This window comes from Claveliimonas monacensis (assembly GCF_014982975.1).
GTDB lineage: Bacteria > Bacillota > Clostridia > Lachnospirales > Lachnospiraceae > Claveliimonas > Claveliimonas monacensis.
Genome location: NZ_JADCKL010000002.1, coordinates 251,086 through 269,388 on the forward strand (window position 1 = coordinate 251,086; position 18,303 = coordinate 269,388).

Below are 18,303 nucleotides of genomic sequence, written 5' to 3' on the forward strand. Positions count from 1 at the left end.
TTACTCCCGGCTGCTGTTTTTTCTGCGTATCTCATATCCAAGCTTCAGGATCAGCTTCAGAGTCTCCTCGGATGTGCTCCTGTCATATTCCTTCTCGCTCTCTGGAAGGTTCTCGTACTCCACAAGACAAGGATTTGTCTTTTTCACATCATCCCGCCTCTCCCCGTATATCCATCCCTCCTCGATCCTCCGTTTGCTCCAGATATCATGCGTGTTCTTTGCCAGGAGTTCTCTTAAGTCACTCAGCTCATCTGTGAGATGTATGTCTTTTGTATCAATCGGTTCCGGTCTGTACATATGACTACTTCCTTTCTTTTTCTTTTTCTTTCCACACACTGAGGAAGAAGGAGTATGGCTTGTCATAGAGGAGGCAGAGCACGAGAAATATCTCGTACGGCTGCACAATATAAAACTCCCCCATGCCGCACTGTTCAAGATAGGTATTCACATCTTCAACATAAGTCTCCACGCGGACCATGTAATCCTTCTCCTCGCCGGACATATACGGCATCTGCTTTTCAAGCTGGTGCGCGTACGTGAGAAAGACTCCAGTCAGGATATCCTCCTTCCGCACCCGGCTCTCGCCGTTCAGCTTGTCCTGGAGGCTTCTCTTCTTCCACATATCAGGGAGCAGAGGCGCCAACTCCCGGGACTTTTCAGAGATCGCCACAGGATCTTCTTCCTGCCAGATGGACTGGATCAGAGGATCCAGGCTGACCTCTCTCCAGTACTTCTGCATGGTTTTTATCTCACGCTGCGTCCGTTTGGTGCGATTTTGCGCATCGCCCTCCTCTTTCTGCTCAATGAGAAGTTCCAGCCATTTTGTCTCCCCTCTCCTCTCCTTAGAGAGCTCATACCACAGAATGTTCACTACAACATTCAGTGTCTCTCTGGCTGTAATCCGATTTCTCGTATCTCTCCTGATCCTCTCAAGCTCTCTCAGATACTCTTTAAAGCCGTCATCATCTGTAATGTGAGCTGCCCTGTCTCTATAGTACCTTGTCCTGGCCCCGCCTGCGCACTCTTCCTTTTCCTCGTAAATCCCGCTCTCCTTCTGTTCCTCCGCCTCTTCCTGAATCTCCATATACTTCTCCTGCCAGTACTGGAGTCCGCCGTACCCGAGATTATGTTTCAGGCACCAGTAGTAGATCGTCTCCTGTGCGCTCCGGAAATCAAAGCCCGCCTGTCCGATCACCTTTGTGAGAAGCTCCTCTACCTGCTCAGCAAACATATTAAACCCAAATCCAAACAGGAAGACAAGCTCTCTGCTGACCTGGTAGCAAGGCGTGCCCATCCATCTTTTCAAGTTGGATGGCGTCAGCCTTGTGCTGCCTCCAAACTGCAGGGTTCCCACACCTTTCATCCCATTCTCCTTGAAGATCTGCTGAATGTCTTTTATGTACTCATCCTCCGGGATCTCTGTGATCTTTCTTCCGTCATCTTCAGGGAAGATGTAAAGCTCATACACCATCCTTTTCAGATAATCCCCAAACAGGTACTTTGCATAGCTTTTCTCCAGGAGCAGCCCCTCAAGCTCCGATGTATCGCCCTTCTCTATAGCTTCCTTCAATTGTTCATTTTCACTGATGAGCCGCAGATCCTCCTGCGCTATCAGCGTATAGTCCTCTCTGGGTATTTCCTTTGTACTGCTTTCCATATCCAACAAATACCACACCTCCTTTTTTTATCTGCACTTCGGATACCTGTCCGGCCGCCAGTTGTGTCTTTTCGCTCTCATACTCCTGTCATCCAGGGAAAAATATGCAGGCAAAAAGAAGCTCTTTCCCGCATCCCAGGTCACATCCGTGTGACGGTATGCTCCATCCGACCGCTGGATAATATTCCAGGCATGTTCACCGGATTCGCCGTTGTCTATCCACCCTATAGCAGTCATAACTGGAATCTGAAGTTTCTTCAGCATGTAAGTCAGTACACTGGAAAAACCAGAGCACACTCCCTCACCGTAAAGGAGAAGTTCCAGTGTATATGCATAGTCCGGATAGTCCCCGCCCGGCAGCATTTTGGCATATCTGTAATGCGTAGCCAGATAGGCACAGAGAGCCCTTGTCACTTCGTCATCTGTCTTCGCTCCACCCGCCAGGCAGACATCAAAAATCTCGTCCACCTTCTTCTCCACCCTTTCCAGGCGTCTTTTTACTTCTTCCTGACTCCCCCGGTAAGCCGGATAGACTGACATTTCATTCTGGATACCGCAAGTCTTTCTTGGCGAATAGCTGCTCTTCTCATACTGCCACACCAGCATCAGTTCCGGATTATCAAAGCGCACTGCCCAGTGCAGATCCTCCAGCTCCTCCACATTCTGCAGCGGAAGTATCACGGACGGTTCCATGTCACAGAGCGCTGCTGTCAGCTTCATATACGCACGCTTCATTCTGTCTCCAAAATTACAGTGCAGTCCCATATTGGACATACTGTCCAGCACTTCTATCCATCCCATATGCACCCTCCTTTTCTGCCAGCCATCCCGCTGCTCCCAGCAAAGCTGCGCTTTTCCCTTTATACGCTATTACTCTGGTACTCCCGTAATTTCTTTCGGCTTTTTGGACACAGGCCTGGCACTCGCTCATGCCGCCGGCCAGGAGCACGGTTCCCGGTGCCGGATACCCGTAAGCCGCACTCTTTTCCACCAGCTTTGCGTCATATGTAAAAATTGTCTCCATGATCTCTCCCACCATCTTTTCATAGTCTTCCCGGAAGACCCGGAGCCGGTATTTGATGTGATCTTTAGGAGACCGGAAAATAAATGCATCTTCCGGAAGACGGTTTCCCGCCACCCGCAATTTTGCTTCCTCCGCCATGTTCCTGAGCATATGGATACTCGCGTGGTCTCCGCGAATGTCTCCATTGACTCTCCTCAATTTGTTCATATAGTATTCCGTAAGATTGAAAGTCAACTGCTGTCCTCCTGTCATAATCTTCTGACAGAGCACAGGTGTGACCACATCTCCCTGGACTCGCACAAGCGTCAGATCTGTGTAGTATGTATGGATATTGATCACTTTCACAAACTCCGTCCCCAGACTGCCATGATTTTGAAAGAGGTGGTAGCGGGTGATCGCTTCCGCCTCGCTCATCATATATCTGACTGCATATCCTTCCGCCAGGCTCCTGTCTTTTGCCTTACACTTCTCTGCCGCTGTCATCGCAACCGGACAGACAAGCACCGCCGACTTTCCTCTGACGTTCCATGTTTCTCTTTTACCAGGAAGACACAGAGGCCTTTTTAACCTTCTGTCATAAACGGCTGCCTTTTCTCCTTCTTCTCCATACTGTAATGATAAATACGGCTGATCTTTCCCGCTCATCTTTTCTTCTCTCCTTTCAGGTACACTTTTAATTTAAGTGTAGACCGACTCTGAAAGATGAACGGATTTTTTTTCATTTATGCTGGATATCGCTCCGATCTATCCTGACTTTGCTTTAAAATCCCTCCTCGCCATCATAGGATGTGACTGTCTCTGTATAAAAAGGATCATTTGCCACAATACTCTGGAACACTTCCCGGTATTGCTCGATCCCCTCCCCAAAGTAGCTTCCCCAGTACGACATGCCATGCCTATCGTAACTGTCGCGGTTGAAGTGGCAGGATACGCTGTCTCCCTTTTCTGACACTACCTGAACTGTCAGACCACTCAGTTCGCCTCTGCCAGCCCCACTTGCCTCATAAGCTTTTTTAATCACATCATTGACCCGTTCCGGCCATGTGTCGTCTATCTCCATTTCCAGGACGAGCTGCAGACAATCACTATCAAAAGTCACTTCCATCTCCGGCCACATCTCCTGCATGATCTGAGCGTATATATCCTCCTTCTCTTCCTCAGCAGATGGGATACCCAGCTCTTTCGACATTCCTGCCTCGGCTTCGACCATAAGCCCAGATAGGTTGTATGAATGGCTCTCCATGAGGGAATTTGTTTCTTGCACAGCTTTTAAAAACTGCACCAGATATCTCTGCCTTTCGTCCTCCTTATCCAGACCAAACAAATCTGCCCCGCCAAAGGTAATCCTAGCCTCCCCAATCACATCTGTGATGTCTGCCTCTGCAATCCTCCCGGATGCTCCGCGCAGATACACGTTGCTGTTTTCAGATTCCCGAATCTGACTGACCGCTGTCTCAAAATCTTCTTTTTCTATTTCATACTTGTCTTTGTCCCATATCAGATCCAGTCGGTACGTGCCGTCCTCCTGCTCCGAACACTTTACTTTCTCTATATCGTAGGAATTCATCAGATCATAGAAAGCACCCTCTACTGTCAGTCCATCATAATCTCCCAGCATCTCCAGCATTTCACTGCAGACTCTTTCTGTGTTCATCTTAATCGTAAAGGCTGGCGCAGTGGCATTCTCATCAACTGTGTAGCCAAATGCGTAGGGTGTTTCCAGCGCATCAAGACGCGTTTTCATTCCTGTAATGATATCCTGTTTCTCTCCCTCTGAAACCTCCTCACTGTAGGTCGACATCTGTACTGTCACGAAGGGCATCTCGATCTCTCCAGGATCACACTGGAACTCCCCCTTGTCTCCGGCATCTTCCGCCCTCTCCCACTCAGTCGGCAGAAGTATGTTGAAAGTAAATGGCCGGGCAAATGTATTATGCTGGTAGTTATGCGCTACCAGCTCATAAAAATTATCTTCCTGCCAGCAGTCCACGATATAAAATACATTTTTCTCATCTGTCCCGATAAGAGCATAGTTGCAATAGCCGCCCAGCTCTTGCTCAGCATCCTGGACCAGCCTGTAGGCATCCTGCTCTCCATAGGCACTCTGGATCTGATCTGCCGTCTCGTCAGACAGGACAAGCTCTATATATTTGTACTCCTCCGCCTCTTCTATGCCATACTGGTCCATGTCGATCCGATCCAGATGGATCTCCTCGGCACTTTCCTCTTTAATCTGCAGCTCCCTGATGCTATCCCTTGATACAGGGACAAATTCTGCCTCTTCTTTCTGGTCGCCAGATGCGCCTGCTGCTTCCTGGCCTTCCTCCTCCAGTTCTGGCATAACATACAATTCTGTCGGTCTTGTCACATAGGATTTCAGTACATTACTTACGTCTATGCCGTGGAACACATCTGCCGGCATCTTCACATTGATCGTTTCATCACTGATCTCGAAATCATATTTTTCACCGCCAGAGAGTATGTCAAACCGGTCTTTTATGATTTCTCTGGCATCGTAATACTCGGAAGCACTCATCTCCTCATCCGGCGTCAGCTGTATCGTCACCTCTGTGGCTGCCTTATCAAGCTGCCTCTGCTGCAGCACACGCGGAATCATGACAGCTGCTGCCACTGCTGCCCCAAGAAGTGCAGCAGTGATCAGCACCTTCTTTTTCTTCCTGGCTGCCGCCTTTGCGTCAAAACGGGGCATTTTCCTCCTCGCTTTTTTGGATATAGCGATCCGGGAAGACGCGCGGCTATGCATGAGCTGTGTCATCTTGTCTATCACTGCATCGAAATACTCTTTACTGTCCCTGATCCCGTTGAAGTTTTGAAGCTCTTGCAGATTCTCCGGAATGTCCTGTGTCCATTCGAACCCCTTCATCATAACCGGAATGATATTCTTGCGGGCTTTCAGAGCATGAGAAATTTCCAGATAAAGCCAGTCCCCCTCGTTCCTGCATCTCTCCAGCGCCCCCGGCGGAAGAATGACCACCACGTCTTTACACTGATCGATCACTTCCAGAAGTTTCTCATTAAATTTGCCTGACCGCAGAGACTCCACGTCTAAGAAAACTTTATAGCCCCGGTCAGTCAGTCGGTCATATACCAGCTGCGCCAGGGTATCCCCTCCATCCCGGCGGTAGCTTATAAAAATATCGTATGTCACTTTTCCCATTTTACTCTCTGCTCCCAAAGTACCGTATTTTTTTTAGTATATCATACCCCCTTTATCTGTAACAAGCATCATACATTCTTCTCCAGATACTCCACCGGTACCATGTATGTAAGCCACACCCCGGTTACCGCCTGGTAAAAACGGAACCCCTGTCGGTACATTTCCCCGCTCCTCACCTTATAGAGCACCAGATCCCCGTGGCGCCTTCCTACTTTCTCTGCCGTCTCCCGATCCGGGGACAGATGGACATACATGCGGTTCCCTGGTTTCAGGCCGGTCCGGTCAATAGACTCCTCGTACTTCTCCGCGGACCCGTGCCAGAGTATCTCCGGCGGCTCTGCCGGCTGCAGTTCCAGATCTACCACCACAGAGTGCCCGTGATTAGCCCGGATTTTTGAGCGGTCCTGGTTGAAGGAGTAGCGCTGCTTCTCGTCCGTCCGCACAATTTCCTCCAGGATCTCACGGTCAAACTCCCGGTCTTTGGCAATTCCCTCTACCAAGGCGTCCACATCTGCCCATCCGTGTTCATCCAGACCGATCCCTATCAGTTCCGGCTTGTGGCGAAGAATACGGCTCATATATTTGCTGAGCTTCGTATAGTTGACCTTATTCTTTTTGCGTACAGTGAAAAAACTCTCTTTGTCCCTCTCATATCTGGCAAGAATGACCTGCTCATCAGCCCCGCAGTAAGAGAGTAATGCTTCCGGCAGAAAAAGCCGGCCTTCTGTCAGCTCTGTCTCGCAGATAGATCCGAGAATAAGATGCCGCAGGATCCTCATCGTCTTTTCATCCGCTCCATTTTCTTCTGTAAAATATGCCAGCAGCCGCTCCAGCTGTCTCTCTGTGTAGATACAGATTGACCTGCCAAAGCCTTTTCCGGCATACAGTGTCCTTCCATTTTCCTCCAGCTTCTGCGCCCACTTTCCGGGTATCTCTATGTATCCGCCCGGCATGTCCGCCGTCTCATCCGCTTTTCCTGACGGACGGCTCACCTGCACACAGATTTCCTCCGCCCAATCCTTTTCTCTGTCATAAAACCATTTCATATCTCTCACCTCCTACCAGTCTGTCATTTTCAGGACTTCCTCTACTTCTCTGATCTCTGCCTGATCCGGACGGTTCTCTTTATACAGTACCCTCGTGTAGTGGGAAGTTCCATCTATACCCAGACTTTTACAGCTACACCAATGCACCCGTCCTCTTGTATACGGCGGCAGCCAGTCTCCGCATTTTGAGCAGCGCACAGCCTTGTCAAAATCATTCGCCCATTCTCCCTGCTCCTTCAGCTTTTTCATGGTGCTGTACATCTCATACATATAGTTTCTGTTTTTCTCACACATTTGTGATCACCCTCCACTCTCTTCGTTTTCTTCTTTTTTCCATCTGCCGCTTCCATGCACGCCCGCCACATACGATCGCTGTCAGCCCTGCGGCAGCGACTGTCTGCCAGAAGAACCACATATTACAGAATGTCCTTATAAACAGACTTCCGCCTGCAGTCAGCAGAAGCAGTGCTGCCAAGAGCTGATACGTCCTCCCATTTTTTCTTTCGCTCCGCCTCCAGAATATGACGCACACCAAAGCGGCAGCAGCCAAAAAGGACGCAGCCTGCAGAATACGACAGATATCCATCACTCTGTTGTCCCACCCCAGAAACAGCCCATAGTAAGTCTCACTGATACTGTCAAAGAGATCCCAGGCGCAGATATTGCCAAGAAACAGGGACGCAGCCGCACTGCCCGCCGGGTACTTTTCTTCCTTGGAGACGATCTGCATCACTCCTCGGATCAGAAAAACACCCCCCAGCATCCCAAGACATGTGGTCCAGTGATACCCTATGTTGAACGGATGTGCAGATATGAGATACCCGTTTTGTACATAGGAGAAGTCCCAAACCGTCGCCCACTTCTCACTGACCAAAAACATTTTCATTGCTGCTCCTCCCGCAGCACACATTACAGCTCCTGACAAATACCTTACTTTTTTGTCCATTCTATCCCCTCCTTTATGTTTGATCAGTCACATTATACCCCTTCCCGTCACTCTGCACCGCTTTCATTTTCATGGATTTGCTTTCTTTATAAAAAGCAAAGGCCTCCGCTGTCTGTAAAGACAGGCGGAGGCCTCTCGTCTACTATTTTCTTTTATACTATAAGTTTCATCCCGCCCTACAGCTGCAGTACCCCGAAGATCACTGCCGTCAGCACGACGATGGCGTTGGTCACCGTCTGGATGGGCACAGCCTTTTTACAGTAGTGCTGCACATCCGTCTCTGTCAGGGCGCATCCTGTGTAAGTGGATGAGTTGGTAGGCGTGGAGCTGGTAGCCAGTGACAGGTTGCAGACAAAAGGCGCGATGACTGCCACAGCCGGAATACCAAATCCTGCCCCGATGGAAATGAAGATCGGGTACAGTGCGTTGAAGATCTGGAAGGGGATCACGTAGATGATCACAACACACAGAAGCAGCAGGATGATATGGATGTAGCGGAGCAGGAACTCGGGACAGAACTGCATGAGAGCGTCCGATATGGCTCCCACCATTCCGGTGTTGTTGAACACAGCCTGGTACACGTTGATGGCGATCAGCATAACAAGGATGTTCAGGTACATGGGGCCCACCTTGGCAAAGATCTCGCCGAAATTCTTCGGGTAGTTGATCATGGCTGTCACAACCGTCGCCACGATGAACACGAAGTAGGGGTCAACGCCAAACACGCCCAGCGCCGCCAGTGCAATCACAAAGATAAGAAGATTGACCCAGAAAAGTTTTGGCCGCAGATTGGGATTCTCCTCTTTCTTTTCCGTTGCCGTCTCCACCTCTGCCACAGCCTGGAAGGTGCCCACACGCTTTTTGTGCTTCCATCCAAAGTACACCCACTGCAGGATGATGGCCGGGATGAAGCAAAGGCCCCATGGCATGGAAGCCGCAGCCAGCTCATTGGCGTCCAGACCGGCAGAAGAAGCCGTGTAGGCCATACCAATTCCCCAGGGAATAAAACACAGGGCGGACATGGCTGTCTGGGCGATAATGAAGGCCGCCTCCCTGTCAAAGTCAAACTTCTTGTACAATGGTACAAGGATGGGGAATGTGATCAGATAGGCAGGAGTAAAGTTACCTGTCAGAATGCTGAAACCTCCGATCACGGTTGTCAAAACCATGATCACGATAACATTCATCTTATTTCCCAGTTTTGTCGTCACGGCGGTCACAATGGTGTCAAATACACCGGCTTCCGTTAGCATCTGGAAATACAAAAAGGCAAACAAAAGCATAAAGCCTGCCGACTGCATCATGGAGGAAAGCTGTTCCACAACAAAGGTGCTTGTCTCCTCCACGCTGTATCCCAAAAGCAAGGCACAGACAATGGGCACAATGAGAAGCACAAAGTTAAAGGGAACTTTCTTTGTGATAACCGTGGCTACCACGATCAGGATCAGAACGATAGCCATTAATAAAACCGTATTCATATCTGCCGCTCCTCCCCTTTATCTGCTGATATGTTTCCGGATAAATCCGTCTACAATATCCATATTTTTCTCTGTCCAGAATGCAACGTCCCCGTGGGAGGCATTTTCTACAAGATAGAATTCCACATCCTTGCCCTCCTCAAGAAATTTCTTGTACAGGCGGATACTCTGGTTGCAGGAAACCGTGTCGTCGGCCGTACCGTGCATCATGAGAACCGGTGGGATCTCTTTCTCCGCTTTCACATAGTTTGAAAGGATAACCGGGCCGGAAAGCTCCGGATGCTCATACACATTGTTGCCGCCGATCAGCATACCTTCCGGGCTGTCCGCCTCCCCCTGGTTTGGCGTGGTGGGGAAATCTCCCTTCTGGCAGATGTCCGTCACGCCGTACAGGTCCACAATGGCTTTTACGGCGCAGGACACATCCTGGTACACATCGGTATCCATGCAGTCATCTCCTGCAGTCATGCCTGCTGCCAGAGCTGTATGTCCGCCGCTGGAGTCTCCCATGATAACAATGTTGTCCGGGTCAATGTGGTATTCCTCTGCGTGCTTTCTCAGGAAACGTACGCCCGTCTTGGCATCCTCCACCGGTGCCGGATAGGAGGCAAGGGCGCTCTCCCTGTACTGGAGGATGGCTGTCACATATCCTCTCTGAGCCAGCCTTGCCATCACACCCAGGCGCTTGTAATTGTCCTGCTTCATCCAGGCAGAACCCTGGACATACAGGATAGCCGGGTAAGTATACTTTTTGTCCGGCTTCATCTCCGGCACGATCATCTGCAGCGTGCGCTGTATGCCGTCTCTTTCCACATAACACACATCATGCTTGTAAAGGCCGTACACCTCTGTGCCGTCGGCTTTCAGAACATGCACTTCTCCCATCGATGGAAGCGCTGCCTTGAACACTTCAAAATCCATGCTTTTTACCTCTTCACGCGTCATGTCTCTTCCTTCCTTTCTTCGTGATCACCTGTGGATCCTTTCAATCGTTTTTTGATATTGTTAATTTTATAACTATCTATCGCTTTCATGTCAATCTTCTACTCATTCTCAAAATCTATATTTTTATCCGATTTTTGCATTATTATATTTGTATTTTCTATGGTTTCGGACTGATTTCTTCTCTCACACAACCGATTAAGGCGCAAAAAAACTGCAACCTGTAAGCAGCTTACAGGTTGCAGTCTGTATTTCTTCTTCAGAATTCTTTTTTCTGATCAATCCAGCGGAATAAATATTTTAAAATAGTTCCAGTCGTTTCCTTCCTTGTCGTAGGTGATCTTCAGCCTGACACCGAAGGCCTCCGGCGGCGTGCCGGGGCGGAACATGCGATAAGCCTCTGCGATCTCCCTTGCCATGGAACCGTCCGACACATAGGGGCCTGTGATCTTCAGGCAGAGCACAAACGCCCGCCCGGCAGGGATGTGCCTGTATCCTTTTTTCTCTCTGATCCAGTCCCTGTCCTCCCCGGGGAAAATACCCATTCCCCAGGAGTAGCCGCTTCTTCCTCCGGACAGATACTCACGGTCCATCCACACAGTGGTCTTGCTGACAGGCAGGCGGTCGGCAAGGTTGAGGCCGTCGGCCTCCAGGTAGTCCCCGCCGTCATAATTCAGTTCTTTTGTCTGGGAGCGGAAATAAAAATCGTCATATTCCTCGATATACCATTTCCCGATCCTCTTTTCCAGATCCCGGATCTCGCGGCTAAAGATTTCCAGCCTCTTTTTCTGCTCCGTCAGTGCCCGGATCTCCTCTTCTATCTGAAGTCTGCGGTCCTCCAGAAGCTCCTCCAGCCTCCTGTCGTCCGCCTCTTTTACCAGTTCCTTCGCCTCTTTCAGCGGAAATCCCATATTTCTGTACTTGACGCACTCGTAGATATCCGTGCAGATACGCATGTCATAGGACCGGTAATTGGAGTGTTCATTCCGGCTGGACTCAAGGAGCCCGATCTTTTCATAGTATTTGATTGTGTGGGCCGGGATGCCGGTAAATTTTGACAGCGTCCCGATGGTTTTCTCACTCATTGTCTCTTCCTCTTACGAAATCCCCTTCATGGTAAGCTGAATCCGCTTTTTCTTCAGATCCACGCTCATCACTTTCACGTCCACGACATCTCCCACACTCACCACTTCCAGGGGATGTTTGATAAACTTTTTATCCGTGATCTGGGAAATATGCACAAGCCCGTCCTGGTGTACGCCGATATCCACGAACACACCGAAGTCAATGACATTTCGCACAGTTCCTTTCAAGATCATGCCCTCTTTCAGATCTTTCATTTCCAGCACGTCGGTGCGCAGGATGGGCCTTGGCATCTCATCTCTCGGGTCTCTGGCCGGTTTCTCCAGCTCCTTCACGATGTCATGCAGGGTGATCTCCCCGATGCCCAGCTCCTGTGCCAGCCCCTTCTCATTTTTGATGGTAAGGGACAGGCCTGCCAGTCTTCCCTTGGACACATCTTCCGGGGTAAATCCCTGCTTCGCAAGAAGGCTCTGCGCCGCCTCGTATGTCTCCGGGTGGACGCTTGTGGCATCCAGAGGGTTCGTCCCTCCCGTGATCCGCATAAATCCTGCGCTCTGCTCAAAAGCTTTCGGCCCCAGCCCCCGCACCTTGAGAAGCTGCCTTCTGTCCGTGAATTTTCCGTTCTCCTCACGGTAGGCCACAATGTTTTTTGCGATAGTCCCGCTGATACCGGATATGTAGGACAAAAGCGGAGCGGAGGCTGTATTCAGATCCACACCTACTTTATTGACGCAGTCCTCCACCACACCGGAGAGGGTGTCGTTTAATTTCTTCTGGTTCATATCGTGCTGGTACTGACCCACGCCGATGGATTTTGGATCGATCTTCACCAGTTCCGCCAGGGGATCCTGTAGTCTTCTGGCAATGGATGCGGCGCTTCTCTGTCCCACATCAAACTTCGGAAACTCTTCCGATGCCAGCTTGCTGGCTGAATACACGGAAGCTCCCGCCTCGTTGACAATCACATACTCCACCTTCTGGGGAATTTCCTTTAACAGCTCCACGATAAACTGCTCCGACTCTCGGGAGGCTGTTCCGTTTCCAAGAGAGATCAGAGAAATGTTATACTTCGGAATGATCTTTTTCAGCAGATCCTTGGACGCCTGGATCTTGGCAGGCGTGGTGGGCGCTGTGGGGTAGATCACCGTGGTTCCGATGACCTTTCCTGTAGGATCCACTACCGCCAGCTTGCATCCTGTACGGAAAGCAGGATCCCACCCAAGGACCGTCCGCCCTGCGATAGGCGGCTGCATGAGAAGCTGCTGCAGATTTTTGCCGAACACCTTAATGGCGCCGTCCTCTGCGCTCTCTGTCAGCTCGCTGCGGATCTCCCGCTCAATAGCCGGAGCAATGAGCCTTTTATAGCTGTCCTCCACTGCCTCTTTAAGAACCGGGGAGGTGTAGGGGTTATTCCTGTGGATGGTCTTCTTCTCCAGGTACCTCAGGATATCCTCCTGGGGCGCCTCGATCTTCACTGTCAGGAATTTTTCTTTCTCCCCTCTGTTGACAGCCAGGATCCGATGCCCTGCCAGCTTCGTCACCGGCTCCTCAAAGTCATAGTACATCTCATACACGGACTCCGCATCTTCATCCTTTGCTTTGGATACCATTTTCCCCTTCTGCCTTGTCAGCTTCCGGATATGGCTTCTGTAGTCCGCATCGTCGGAAATACTCTCCGCGATAATGTCCCTCGCTCCGGCGATGGCGTCCTCCGGCGTCTGTACATCCTTCCCAGGATCCACATACTTCTGTGCCTCCATCTCCAACGGCTCCTTAGCGCTCTGCAGCATGATAAATACAGCCAGCGGCTCCAGTCCCTTCTCCTTTGCAATGATGGCCCTTGTCCTTCGCTTCGGACGGTAAGGGCGGTAGAGATCCTCCACCTCCACCAGGGTTTGTGCGGCCAGGATCTGTTTTTTCAGTTCCTCCGTCAGTTTTCCCTGTTCCTCTATGGTAGAGAGCACCTGCTCCTTCTTCTCCTCCAGTCCCCGAAGATACTGAAGCCTCTCATGCAGCGTCCTAAGCTGCGCGTCGTCCAGCGTCCCGGTGGCTTCCTTTCTGTATCTGGCAATAAAGGGGATGGTATTTCCCTCATCGATGAGCCTGACTGCTGCATCCACCTGCCATCTTTTCACTCCAAGCTCATCTGTGATTTTCTGATTAATATCCATTCTGTCTTTTAACCTCATTTCATAAATCCGCCTCACCACCGCATGAGCCACAGACGCTCCCGGGGCAGGCATGTATCAGAGTTTATTATATAGGAAATCCCCATGATACGCAACGCGCAGCACAATACCGAGTTCACTCTGTTTTCTTGAAACTGCCTGGGAAATGTGCTATGATACAAGAAAATACACTGGAACACAAAAGGGGCGTTATTCATATGGAACAAACACAGGAATTATCCAGACAACAGCAGAAATCAAAGGAGACAAAGGACCGGATCTTCCAGGCGGCCAAGACGATTCTGCGAAAAAAGGGATATGAAGGTCTGTCCATCAAAAATATATGTGAGGAGGCCGGGGTCTCCAACGGAAGCTTCTACCACCATTTTAAGACAAAGGATGATCTTTTGTCCTACTATATCGAGGAGCAGCCCAGCGTGGATGCTGACTGTCTGGAGCTTCCGGCCAATGCGGAGGAGGCCAAAACTGCCATTATCCACGTATATCTGAACTATGTGAAATACTGCCGGGAGCTGGGGCTGGACTTCGTGTCCAACTACTACACCCCCAAGAACCAGTCACTGAACCCGGATATCCGAACCGAGCGCCCCTACCCCATCGTCACTGTGCAGAATTATCTGCAGCGCGCCCTGGACGCAGGCGTGATCCAGATGAAATACCCGCTGGAGGAAGTGACAAGCGACATCCGCACCATTGTCATCGGCGTTGTGTTTGACTGGTGTCTGAAGATCGGTAAGTCAGATTTCGAGGGAAATATGCGCCGCCTTCTCACCACTTATCTGGACGGACTTTTTTAATACCCCCGTTTCCATCCAGGCCCCGGCTCCTTTGGTGCCGGGGCTCTTGCTTTCCTTTCTGCCACATGATATGATGTGGACAGATAACGGCGCAGTACAAAACGCCAAAAAAGGAGTATATATTATGCTGATCATCAGAGACATGGAACAAAAAGACGAGGCAGTCATCCTGGAAATGATGCAGGACTTCTATAACAGTCCTGCCTGTCTTCACACAGTACCGGAGGAAAACTTCCGCCGCACTCTCACAGAGGCTTCTGCGGGTAATCCCTGTGTCAGAGTCCTGATTCTGGAAGAAAAAGAAGGACAAGATTCTGAGACGCCTGCTCTTCCTCTGGGCTACGCTCACTTCACCGTCTCCTGGAATAACGAAGCAGGAGGAAAGCAGATCTGGTTTGACGAGTTGTATCTGAAAGCTGAGGCCAGAGGAAAAGGCTGTGGCACAAAAGTATTCAAATGGCTGGAAGAAAACTGTCCCGACGTGAAGCGTATCCGCCTTGAAGTGACAAAAGAAAATACCCGGGCCATCTCGCTGTACGAGAGACTGGGTTATGAAGAACTGCCCTATTACCAGATGTGCCGGGATTTTTAAAATACACAAAAAGTATCTCCGCAGACTGTACATCCATATCGCTGTATACAGTCTGCAGAGTTTTTTCTATCCTCTTTCCATTTCTATCCTTCCGCATACTTCCTGATATTGGAAGCATTGGTCAGCTTCTCCACCCCGTCTTCCTTGATCACCACCAGGGTCGGTGCTGACATGATCTTGTATTTCTTCGCCAGATCTTTATGTTCTTCCGCATCCACCACTTTGTACTCCATGTGGGCGTCCTCCAGCGCCTTCTTTGCGATGGCGCAGTTCGGGCAAGTGCTGGTTGTGAAAAGTAGCTTCACCGGAGCTTCGGGAATTTCCCCCGCCGCTGCCTTTTCTGCGGTCCCGGTCTCTGCCGCCTCTGTCTGGACATGGGCGTGGAAATGAGAGTGACTCAGGTCGTAGACTTTTCTGTCCTTGAACTCCTGTGTCTTTCCGTCGTTCCAGTTCTGCACCGGACGATAGTAGCCTGTGATACGGCTGTACACTTCCGTCTTTCCGCCACACTCCGGACAGGTGTAGTGCTCCCCTGCAATGTAACCGTGATCCTTGCAGATGGAATATGTCGGCGAGAGCGTGTAGTAGGGCAGCTTGTAGTTCTCCGCAATCTTGCGCACCAGGGCTGCCGCTGATTTCCAGGAAGGCAGCTTCTCCCCCAGGAACGCGTGAAATACGGTTCCCGACGTGTACAGTGTCTGCAGATCGTCCTGGATATCCAGAGCGTCAAAAATATCCTCTGTGTACCCCACCGGCAGATGGGAACTGTTTGTATAGTAGGGCGTTCCGTTTCCTTCCGCCGCTGTGATGATATCCGGGAACTGCTCCACATCGTGTTTTGCAAACCGGTAGGCAGTGGACTCCGCCGGGGTAGCCTCCAGATTGTACAGGTCGCCGTACTGCTCCTGGTAGCCGGAGAGCCGCTCCCGCATATGGTTCAGCACCCTCTTGGAAAATTCCTGGGTCTCCGGGTGGGTCATGTCTTTTTGTATCCATTTTGCGTTCAGTCCGGCCTCGTTCATTCCCACAAGTCCGATAGTGGAGAAGTGGTTTTCAAAGCTGCCCAGATATCTCTTTGTGTAGGGGTACAGCCCGCCCTCCAGAAGTTTTGTGATAACGGTCCGCTTCACATGAAGGGATCTGGCGGAGATATCCATGAGCCGGTCCAGCCGCTCCATGAACTCTTCCTCATTCTCCGACTGGTAGGCAAGCCGGGGCATGTTGATGGTGACCACACCCACAGAACCGGTGCTCTCCCCGCTTCCAAAAAAGCCGCCGGACTTTTTCCTAAGTTCCCTTAAGTCCAGGCGGAGGCGGCAGCACATGCTGCGCACGTCGCTTGGCTCCATATCGCTGTTGATATAGTTGGAGAAATAGGGGGTTCCGTATTTGGACGTCATCTCAAAGAGAAGACGGTTATTCTCTGTGTCTGACCAGTCAAAATCACTGGTGATGGAGTAGGTGGGGATGGGGTACTGGAAACCTCTTCCGTGGGCGTCCCCCTCGATCATGATCTCGATAAACGCTTTGTTGATCATGTCCATCTCTTTTTTGCAGTCCCCGTAGGTGAAATCCATCTCTTTTCCCCCTACGATAGCCGGAAGGTTGGCCAGGTCATCGGGCACCGTCCAGTCCAGGGTGATGTTGGAGAAAGGCGCCTGGGTTCCCCAGCGGGACGGTGTATTCACGCCGTAGATGAAGGACTCAATACATTTCTTCACACCCTCGTAGTCCAGGTGGTCTGTCCGCGCAAAAGGCGCCAGGTATGTGTCAAAGGAGGAGAAAGCCTGGGCTCCCGCCCACTCGTTCTGCATGATGCCAAGGAAGTTCACCATCTGGTTGCACAGCACGCTCAGATGCTTTGCCGGGGAGGAAGAGATCTTGCCCGGAATGCCTCCTAAGCCCTCCTGGATCAGCTGCTTTAATGACCAGCCCGCGCAGTAGCCTGTCAGCATGGAGAGGTCATGGATGTGGATGTCCGCGTTCCGGTGGGCCTGGCCGATCTCCTGGTCATAGATCTCCGAGAGCCAGTAGTTGGCTGTGATGGCTCCCGAGTTGCTTAAGATGAGACCTCCTACCGAGTAGGTGACGGTGGAGTTCTCTTTCACCCGCCAGTCATTGATATTGACATAGTTATCCACGATCTCTTTATAGTTCAGCATGGTGGAACCCAGATTGCGGATCTTCTCCCGGTTCTTCCGGTAGAGAATGTAGGCTTTGGCCACGTCCGCGTAGCCCGCCTGGACCAGGACCCGCTCAACACTGTCCTGGATCTGCTCCACCTGGATCTGCTCATTCTTGATCTTCGGCTCAAAATCCGCCGTCACTTTCAGAGCCATCATATCGATGATGGATGGATGATACTGTTTCTGCTGTGCTTCAAAGGCTTTTGTGATGGCCGCGCTGATCTTGTCTATATGAAAATCCGCGATCTGCCCGTCCCTTTTTACTACCTGGTACATACGACAACCTCCCCTTTTTATCTTTCTTGATCTCACTGTATTTATTTTTGTCCCAGTCCCTATATCATATCACCCTGCCCTTGATGCAGTCAATAAAAATAACAATATATTGTGTGTTTATTTTTCCTTTCCACACAATATATTGTTATTATGTATTCTTTACGTAATAATCACAATCCCCGGATCTGCGCGGTTTTTACATACTTTTTCACAATCTCCAGGGCCTGGAAAAGGATCTTTTCATCGTAGGCGTGAAGGCCGGGGGCGATCACATGCCCCGAGTCCATGAACTGCTGGAGAAAATACTGATCCGCTCCTTCTATCCATCTGCCCATTTCCTCAAAATCTGCCTTCTGGTGGAACTCCCTCACCACAGTGGTGCGGAATTCATAGGGGATCTCCCCGCCCATGAGAAACCGGATACTCCGGTCAACGTTCCCCACATCATACGTCTCCGCTCCAATGGTACGTCCGTAGTGTTCCGGCGCGTTTTTCAGATCCATGGCCACATAGTCCAGAAGTCCCTTTTCCGCCAGACTCTCCAGCTTATCCGGCATACTTCCGTTAGTGTCCAGCTTCACACTGTACCCCAGCGAGCGCACCCCTCTTATAAAATCCTCCAGATCCGGCTGCAGCAGAGGTTCCCCGCCGCTGATGCACACCCCGTCCAGCAGCCCCTGCCTTTTTCTCAGAAACCGGAAGATTTCTTCCCCGGTTACAGTCACCTCAGGTTTTCCAGTCACCAGATCCGCGTTGTGGCAGAACGGACAACGGAAGTTGCAGCCGCCTGTAAAAATTGTACATGCCACCTTTCCCGGGTAGTCCAGAAGAGTCAGTTTCTGAATGCCGCAAATGACCATGATCTGTCGCCTCCTCATCTTATTTACGACCTACTATAGCACAAATTTT

General features: G+C 50.6%; 16 protein-coding genes. 2 read left to right on the forward strand and 14 right to left on the reverse strand.

Annotated features, from left to right (window positions below; all coding sequences use genetic code 11):
• The 12 genes from INF30_RS04390 to INF30_RS04445 form a co-directional block, all read right to left on the reverse strand.
• Positions 1-297 carry a RyR domain-containing protein gene (locus INF30_RS04390; protein ID WP_076780642.1) on the reverse strand — a complete coding sequence of 99 codons (297 nt, stop codon included), beginning with the start codon at positions 295-297 and terminating at the stop codon, positions 1-3.
• A gap of 4 nt (positions 298-301) precedes the next feature.
• Complete coding sequence (locus INF30_RS04395) at positions 302-1,666, reverse strand: hypothetical protein (RefSeq protein WP_226394354.1); 1,365 nt, start codon at positions 1,664-1,666, stop codon at positions 302-304.
• 18 nt (positions 1,667-1,684) lie between these two features.
• On the reverse strand, positions 1,685-2,458 hold the full coding sequence (locus INF30_RS04400; RefSeq protein WP_226394355.1) for a transglutaminase-like domain-containing protein: 774 nt from the start codon (positions 2,456-2,458) through the stop codon (positions 1,685-1,687).
• Positions 2,406-3,326, reverse strand: a complete 921-nt coding sequence (locus tag INF30_RS04405; RefSeq protein ID WP_226394356.1) for a hypothetical protein — start codon at positions 3,324-3,326, stop codon at positions 2,406-2,408. The genes INF30_RS04400 and INF30_RS04405 overlap by 53 nt, the downstream gene beginning before the upstream one ends.
• Before the next feature lie 115 nt (positions 3,327-3,441).
• Positions 3,442-5,859, reverse strand: a complete 2,418-nt coding sequence (locus INF30_RS04410; protein WP_226394357.1) for a toll/interleukin-1 receptor domain-containing protein — start codon at positions 5,857-5,859, stop codon at positions 3,442-3,444.
• A gap of 68 nt (positions 5,860-5,927) precedes the next feature.
• Positions 5,928-6,905 carry an RNA 2'-phosphotransferase gene (locus INF30_RS14715; RefSeq protein WP_311135998.1) on the reverse strand — a complete coding sequence of 326 codons (978 nt, stop codon included), beginning with the start codon at positions 6,903-6,905 and terminating at the stop codon, positions 5,928-5,930.
• A gap of 12 nt (positions 6,906-6,917) precedes the next feature.
• Complete coding sequence (locus INF30_RS04420; RefSeq protein ID WP_226394358.1) at positions 6,918-7,199, reverse strand: DUF7695 domain-containing protein; 282 nt, start codon at positions 7,197-7,199, stop codon at positions 6,918-6,920.
• Positions 7,192-7,791 carry a hypothetical protein gene (locus INF30_RS04425; protein WP_226394359.1) on the reverse strand — a complete coding sequence of 200 codons (600 nt, stop codon included), beginning with the start codon at positions 7,789-7,791 and terminating at the stop codon, positions 7,192-7,194. Before INF30_RS04425 ends, INF30_RS04420 begins: the two co-directional genes overlap by 8 nt.
• 236 nt (positions 7,792-8,027) lie before the next feature.
• On the reverse strand, positions 8,028-9,329 hold the full coding sequence (locus tag INF30_RS04430; RefSeq protein ID WP_226394360.1) for an SLC13 family permease: 1,302 nt from the start codon (positions 9,327-9,329) through the stop codon (positions 8,028-8,030).
• Positions 9,330-9,347: 18 nt separating this feature from the next.
• Entirely contained in the window at positions 9,348-10,274 is a 927-nt protein-coding gene (locus INF30_RS04435) for an alpha/beta hydrolase (protein ID WP_076780632.1), read from the reverse strand.
• A gap of 275 nt (positions 10,275-10,549) precedes the next feature.
• A complete protein-coding gene (locus tag INF30_RS04440; RefSeq protein ID WP_226394361.1) occupies positions 10,550-11,356 on the reverse strand; it encodes a helix-turn-helix domain-containing protein in 807 nt (268 codons plus the stop codon).
• Between the two features lie 12 nt (positions 11,357-11,368).
• Positions 11,369-13,525 carry a Tex family protein gene (locus INF30_RS04445; protein WP_226394494.1) on the reverse strand — a complete coding sequence of 719 codons (2,157 nt, stop codon included), beginning with the start codon at positions 13,523-13,525 and terminating at the stop codon, positions 11,369-11,371.
• Positions 13,526-13,740: 215 nt separating this feature from the next.
• Here INF30_RS04445 and INF30_RS04450 point away from each other — a divergent pair, with 215 nt between their 5' ends.
• Both INF30_RS04450 and INF30_RS04455 read left to right on the forward strand, forming a co-directional pair.
• A complete protein-coding gene (locus INF30_RS04450) occupies positions 13,741-14,340 on the forward strand; it encodes a TetR/AcrR family transcriptional regulator (protein ID WP_076780630.1) in 600 nt (199 codons plus the stop codon).
• Positions 14,341-14,464: 124 nt separating this feature from the next.
• Positions 14,465-14,932: a GNAT family N-acetyltransferase gene (locus INF30_RS04455; RefSeq protein ID WP_076780625.1), complete on the forward strand. Its 468-nt coding sequence runs from the start codon at positions 14,465-14,467 to the stop codon at positions 14,930-14,932.
• Between the two features lie 83 nt (positions 14,933-15,015).
• Here the strand turns inward: INF30_RS04455 and INF30_RS04460 are convergent, their stop codons facing one another.
• Together INF30_RS04460 and INF30_RS04465 are read right to left on the reverse strand one after the other, a co-directional pair.
• On the reverse strand, positions 15,016-17,394 hold the full coding sequence (locus INF30_RS04460; RefSeq protein WP_226394362.1) for a ribonucleoside triphosphate reductase: 2,379 nt from the start codon (positions 17,392-17,394) through the stop codon (positions 15,016-15,018).
• A gap of 170 nt (positions 17,395-17,564) precedes the next feature.
• Entirely contained in the window at positions 17,565-18,254 is a 690-nt protein-coding gene (locus tag INF30_RS04465) for an anaerobic ribonucleoside-triphosphate reductase activating protein (protein ID WP_226394363.1), read from the reverse strand.
• Between the last annotated feature and the right edge of the window lie 49 nt (positions 18,255-18,303).

Bases quoted from the DNA above. Each gene is read 5' to 3' on its own strand.
- INF30_RS04455 (WP_076780625.1), top strand. From the start codon at position 14,465: ATGCTGATCATCAGAGACATGGAACAAAAAGACGAGGCAGTCATCCTG.
- INF30_RS04405 (WP_226394356.1), bottom strand. From the start codon at position 3,326: ATGAGCGGGAAAGATCAGCCGTATTTATCATTACAGTATGGAGAAGAA.
- INF30_RS04390 (WP_076780642.1), bottom strand. From the start codon at position 297: ATGTACAGACCGGAACCGATTGATACAAAAGACATACATCTCACAGAT.
- INF30_RS04425 (WP_226394359.1), bottom strand. From the start codon at position 7,791: ATGAAAATGTTTTTGGTCAGTGAGAAGTGGGCGACGGTTTGGGACTTC.
- INF30_RS04400 (WP_226394355.1), bottom strand. From the start codon at position 2,458: ATGGGATGGATAGAAGTGCTGGACAGTATGTCCAATATGGGACTGCAC.
- INF30_RS04420 (WP_226394358.1), bottom strand. From the start codon at position 7,199: ATGTGTGAGAAAAACAGAAACTATATGTATGAGATGTACAGCACCATG.
- INF30_RS04460 (WP_226394362.1), bottom strand. From the start codon at position 17,394: ATGTACCAGGTAGTAAAAAGGGACGGGCAGATCGCGGATTTTCATATA.
- INF30_RS14715 (WP_311135998.1), bottom strand. From the start codon at position 6,905: ATGAAATGGTTTTATGACAGAGAAAAGGATTGGGCGGAGGAAATCTGT.
- INF30_RS04465 (WP_226394363.1), bottom strand. From the start codon at position 18,254: ATGGTCATTTGCGGCATTCAGAAACTGACTCTTCTGGACTACCCGGGA.
- INF30_RS04440 (WP_226394361.1), bottom strand. From the start codon at position 11,356: ATGAGTGAGAAAACCATCGGGACGCTGTCAAAATTTACCGGCATCCCG.
- INF30_RS04435 (WP_076780632.1), bottom strand. From the start codon at position 10,274: ATGACGCGTGAAGAGGTAAAAAGCATGGATTTTGAAGTGTTCAAGGCA.
- INF30_RS04445 (WP_226394494.1), bottom strand. From the start codon at position 13,525: ATGGATATTAATCAGAAAATCACAGATGAGCTTGGAGTGAAAAGATGG.
- INF30_RS04410 (WP_226394357.1), bottom strand. From the start codon at position 5,859: ATGGGAAAAGTGACATACGATATTTTTATAAGCTACCGCCGGGATGGA.
- INF30_RS04450 (WP_076780630.1), top strand. From the start codon at position 13,741: ATGGAACAAACACAGGAATTATCCAGACAACAGCAGAAATCAAAGGAG.
- INF30_RS04430 (WP_226394360.1), bottom strand. From the start codon at position 9,329: ATGAATACGGTTTTATTAATGGCTATCGTTCTGATCCTGATCGTGGTA.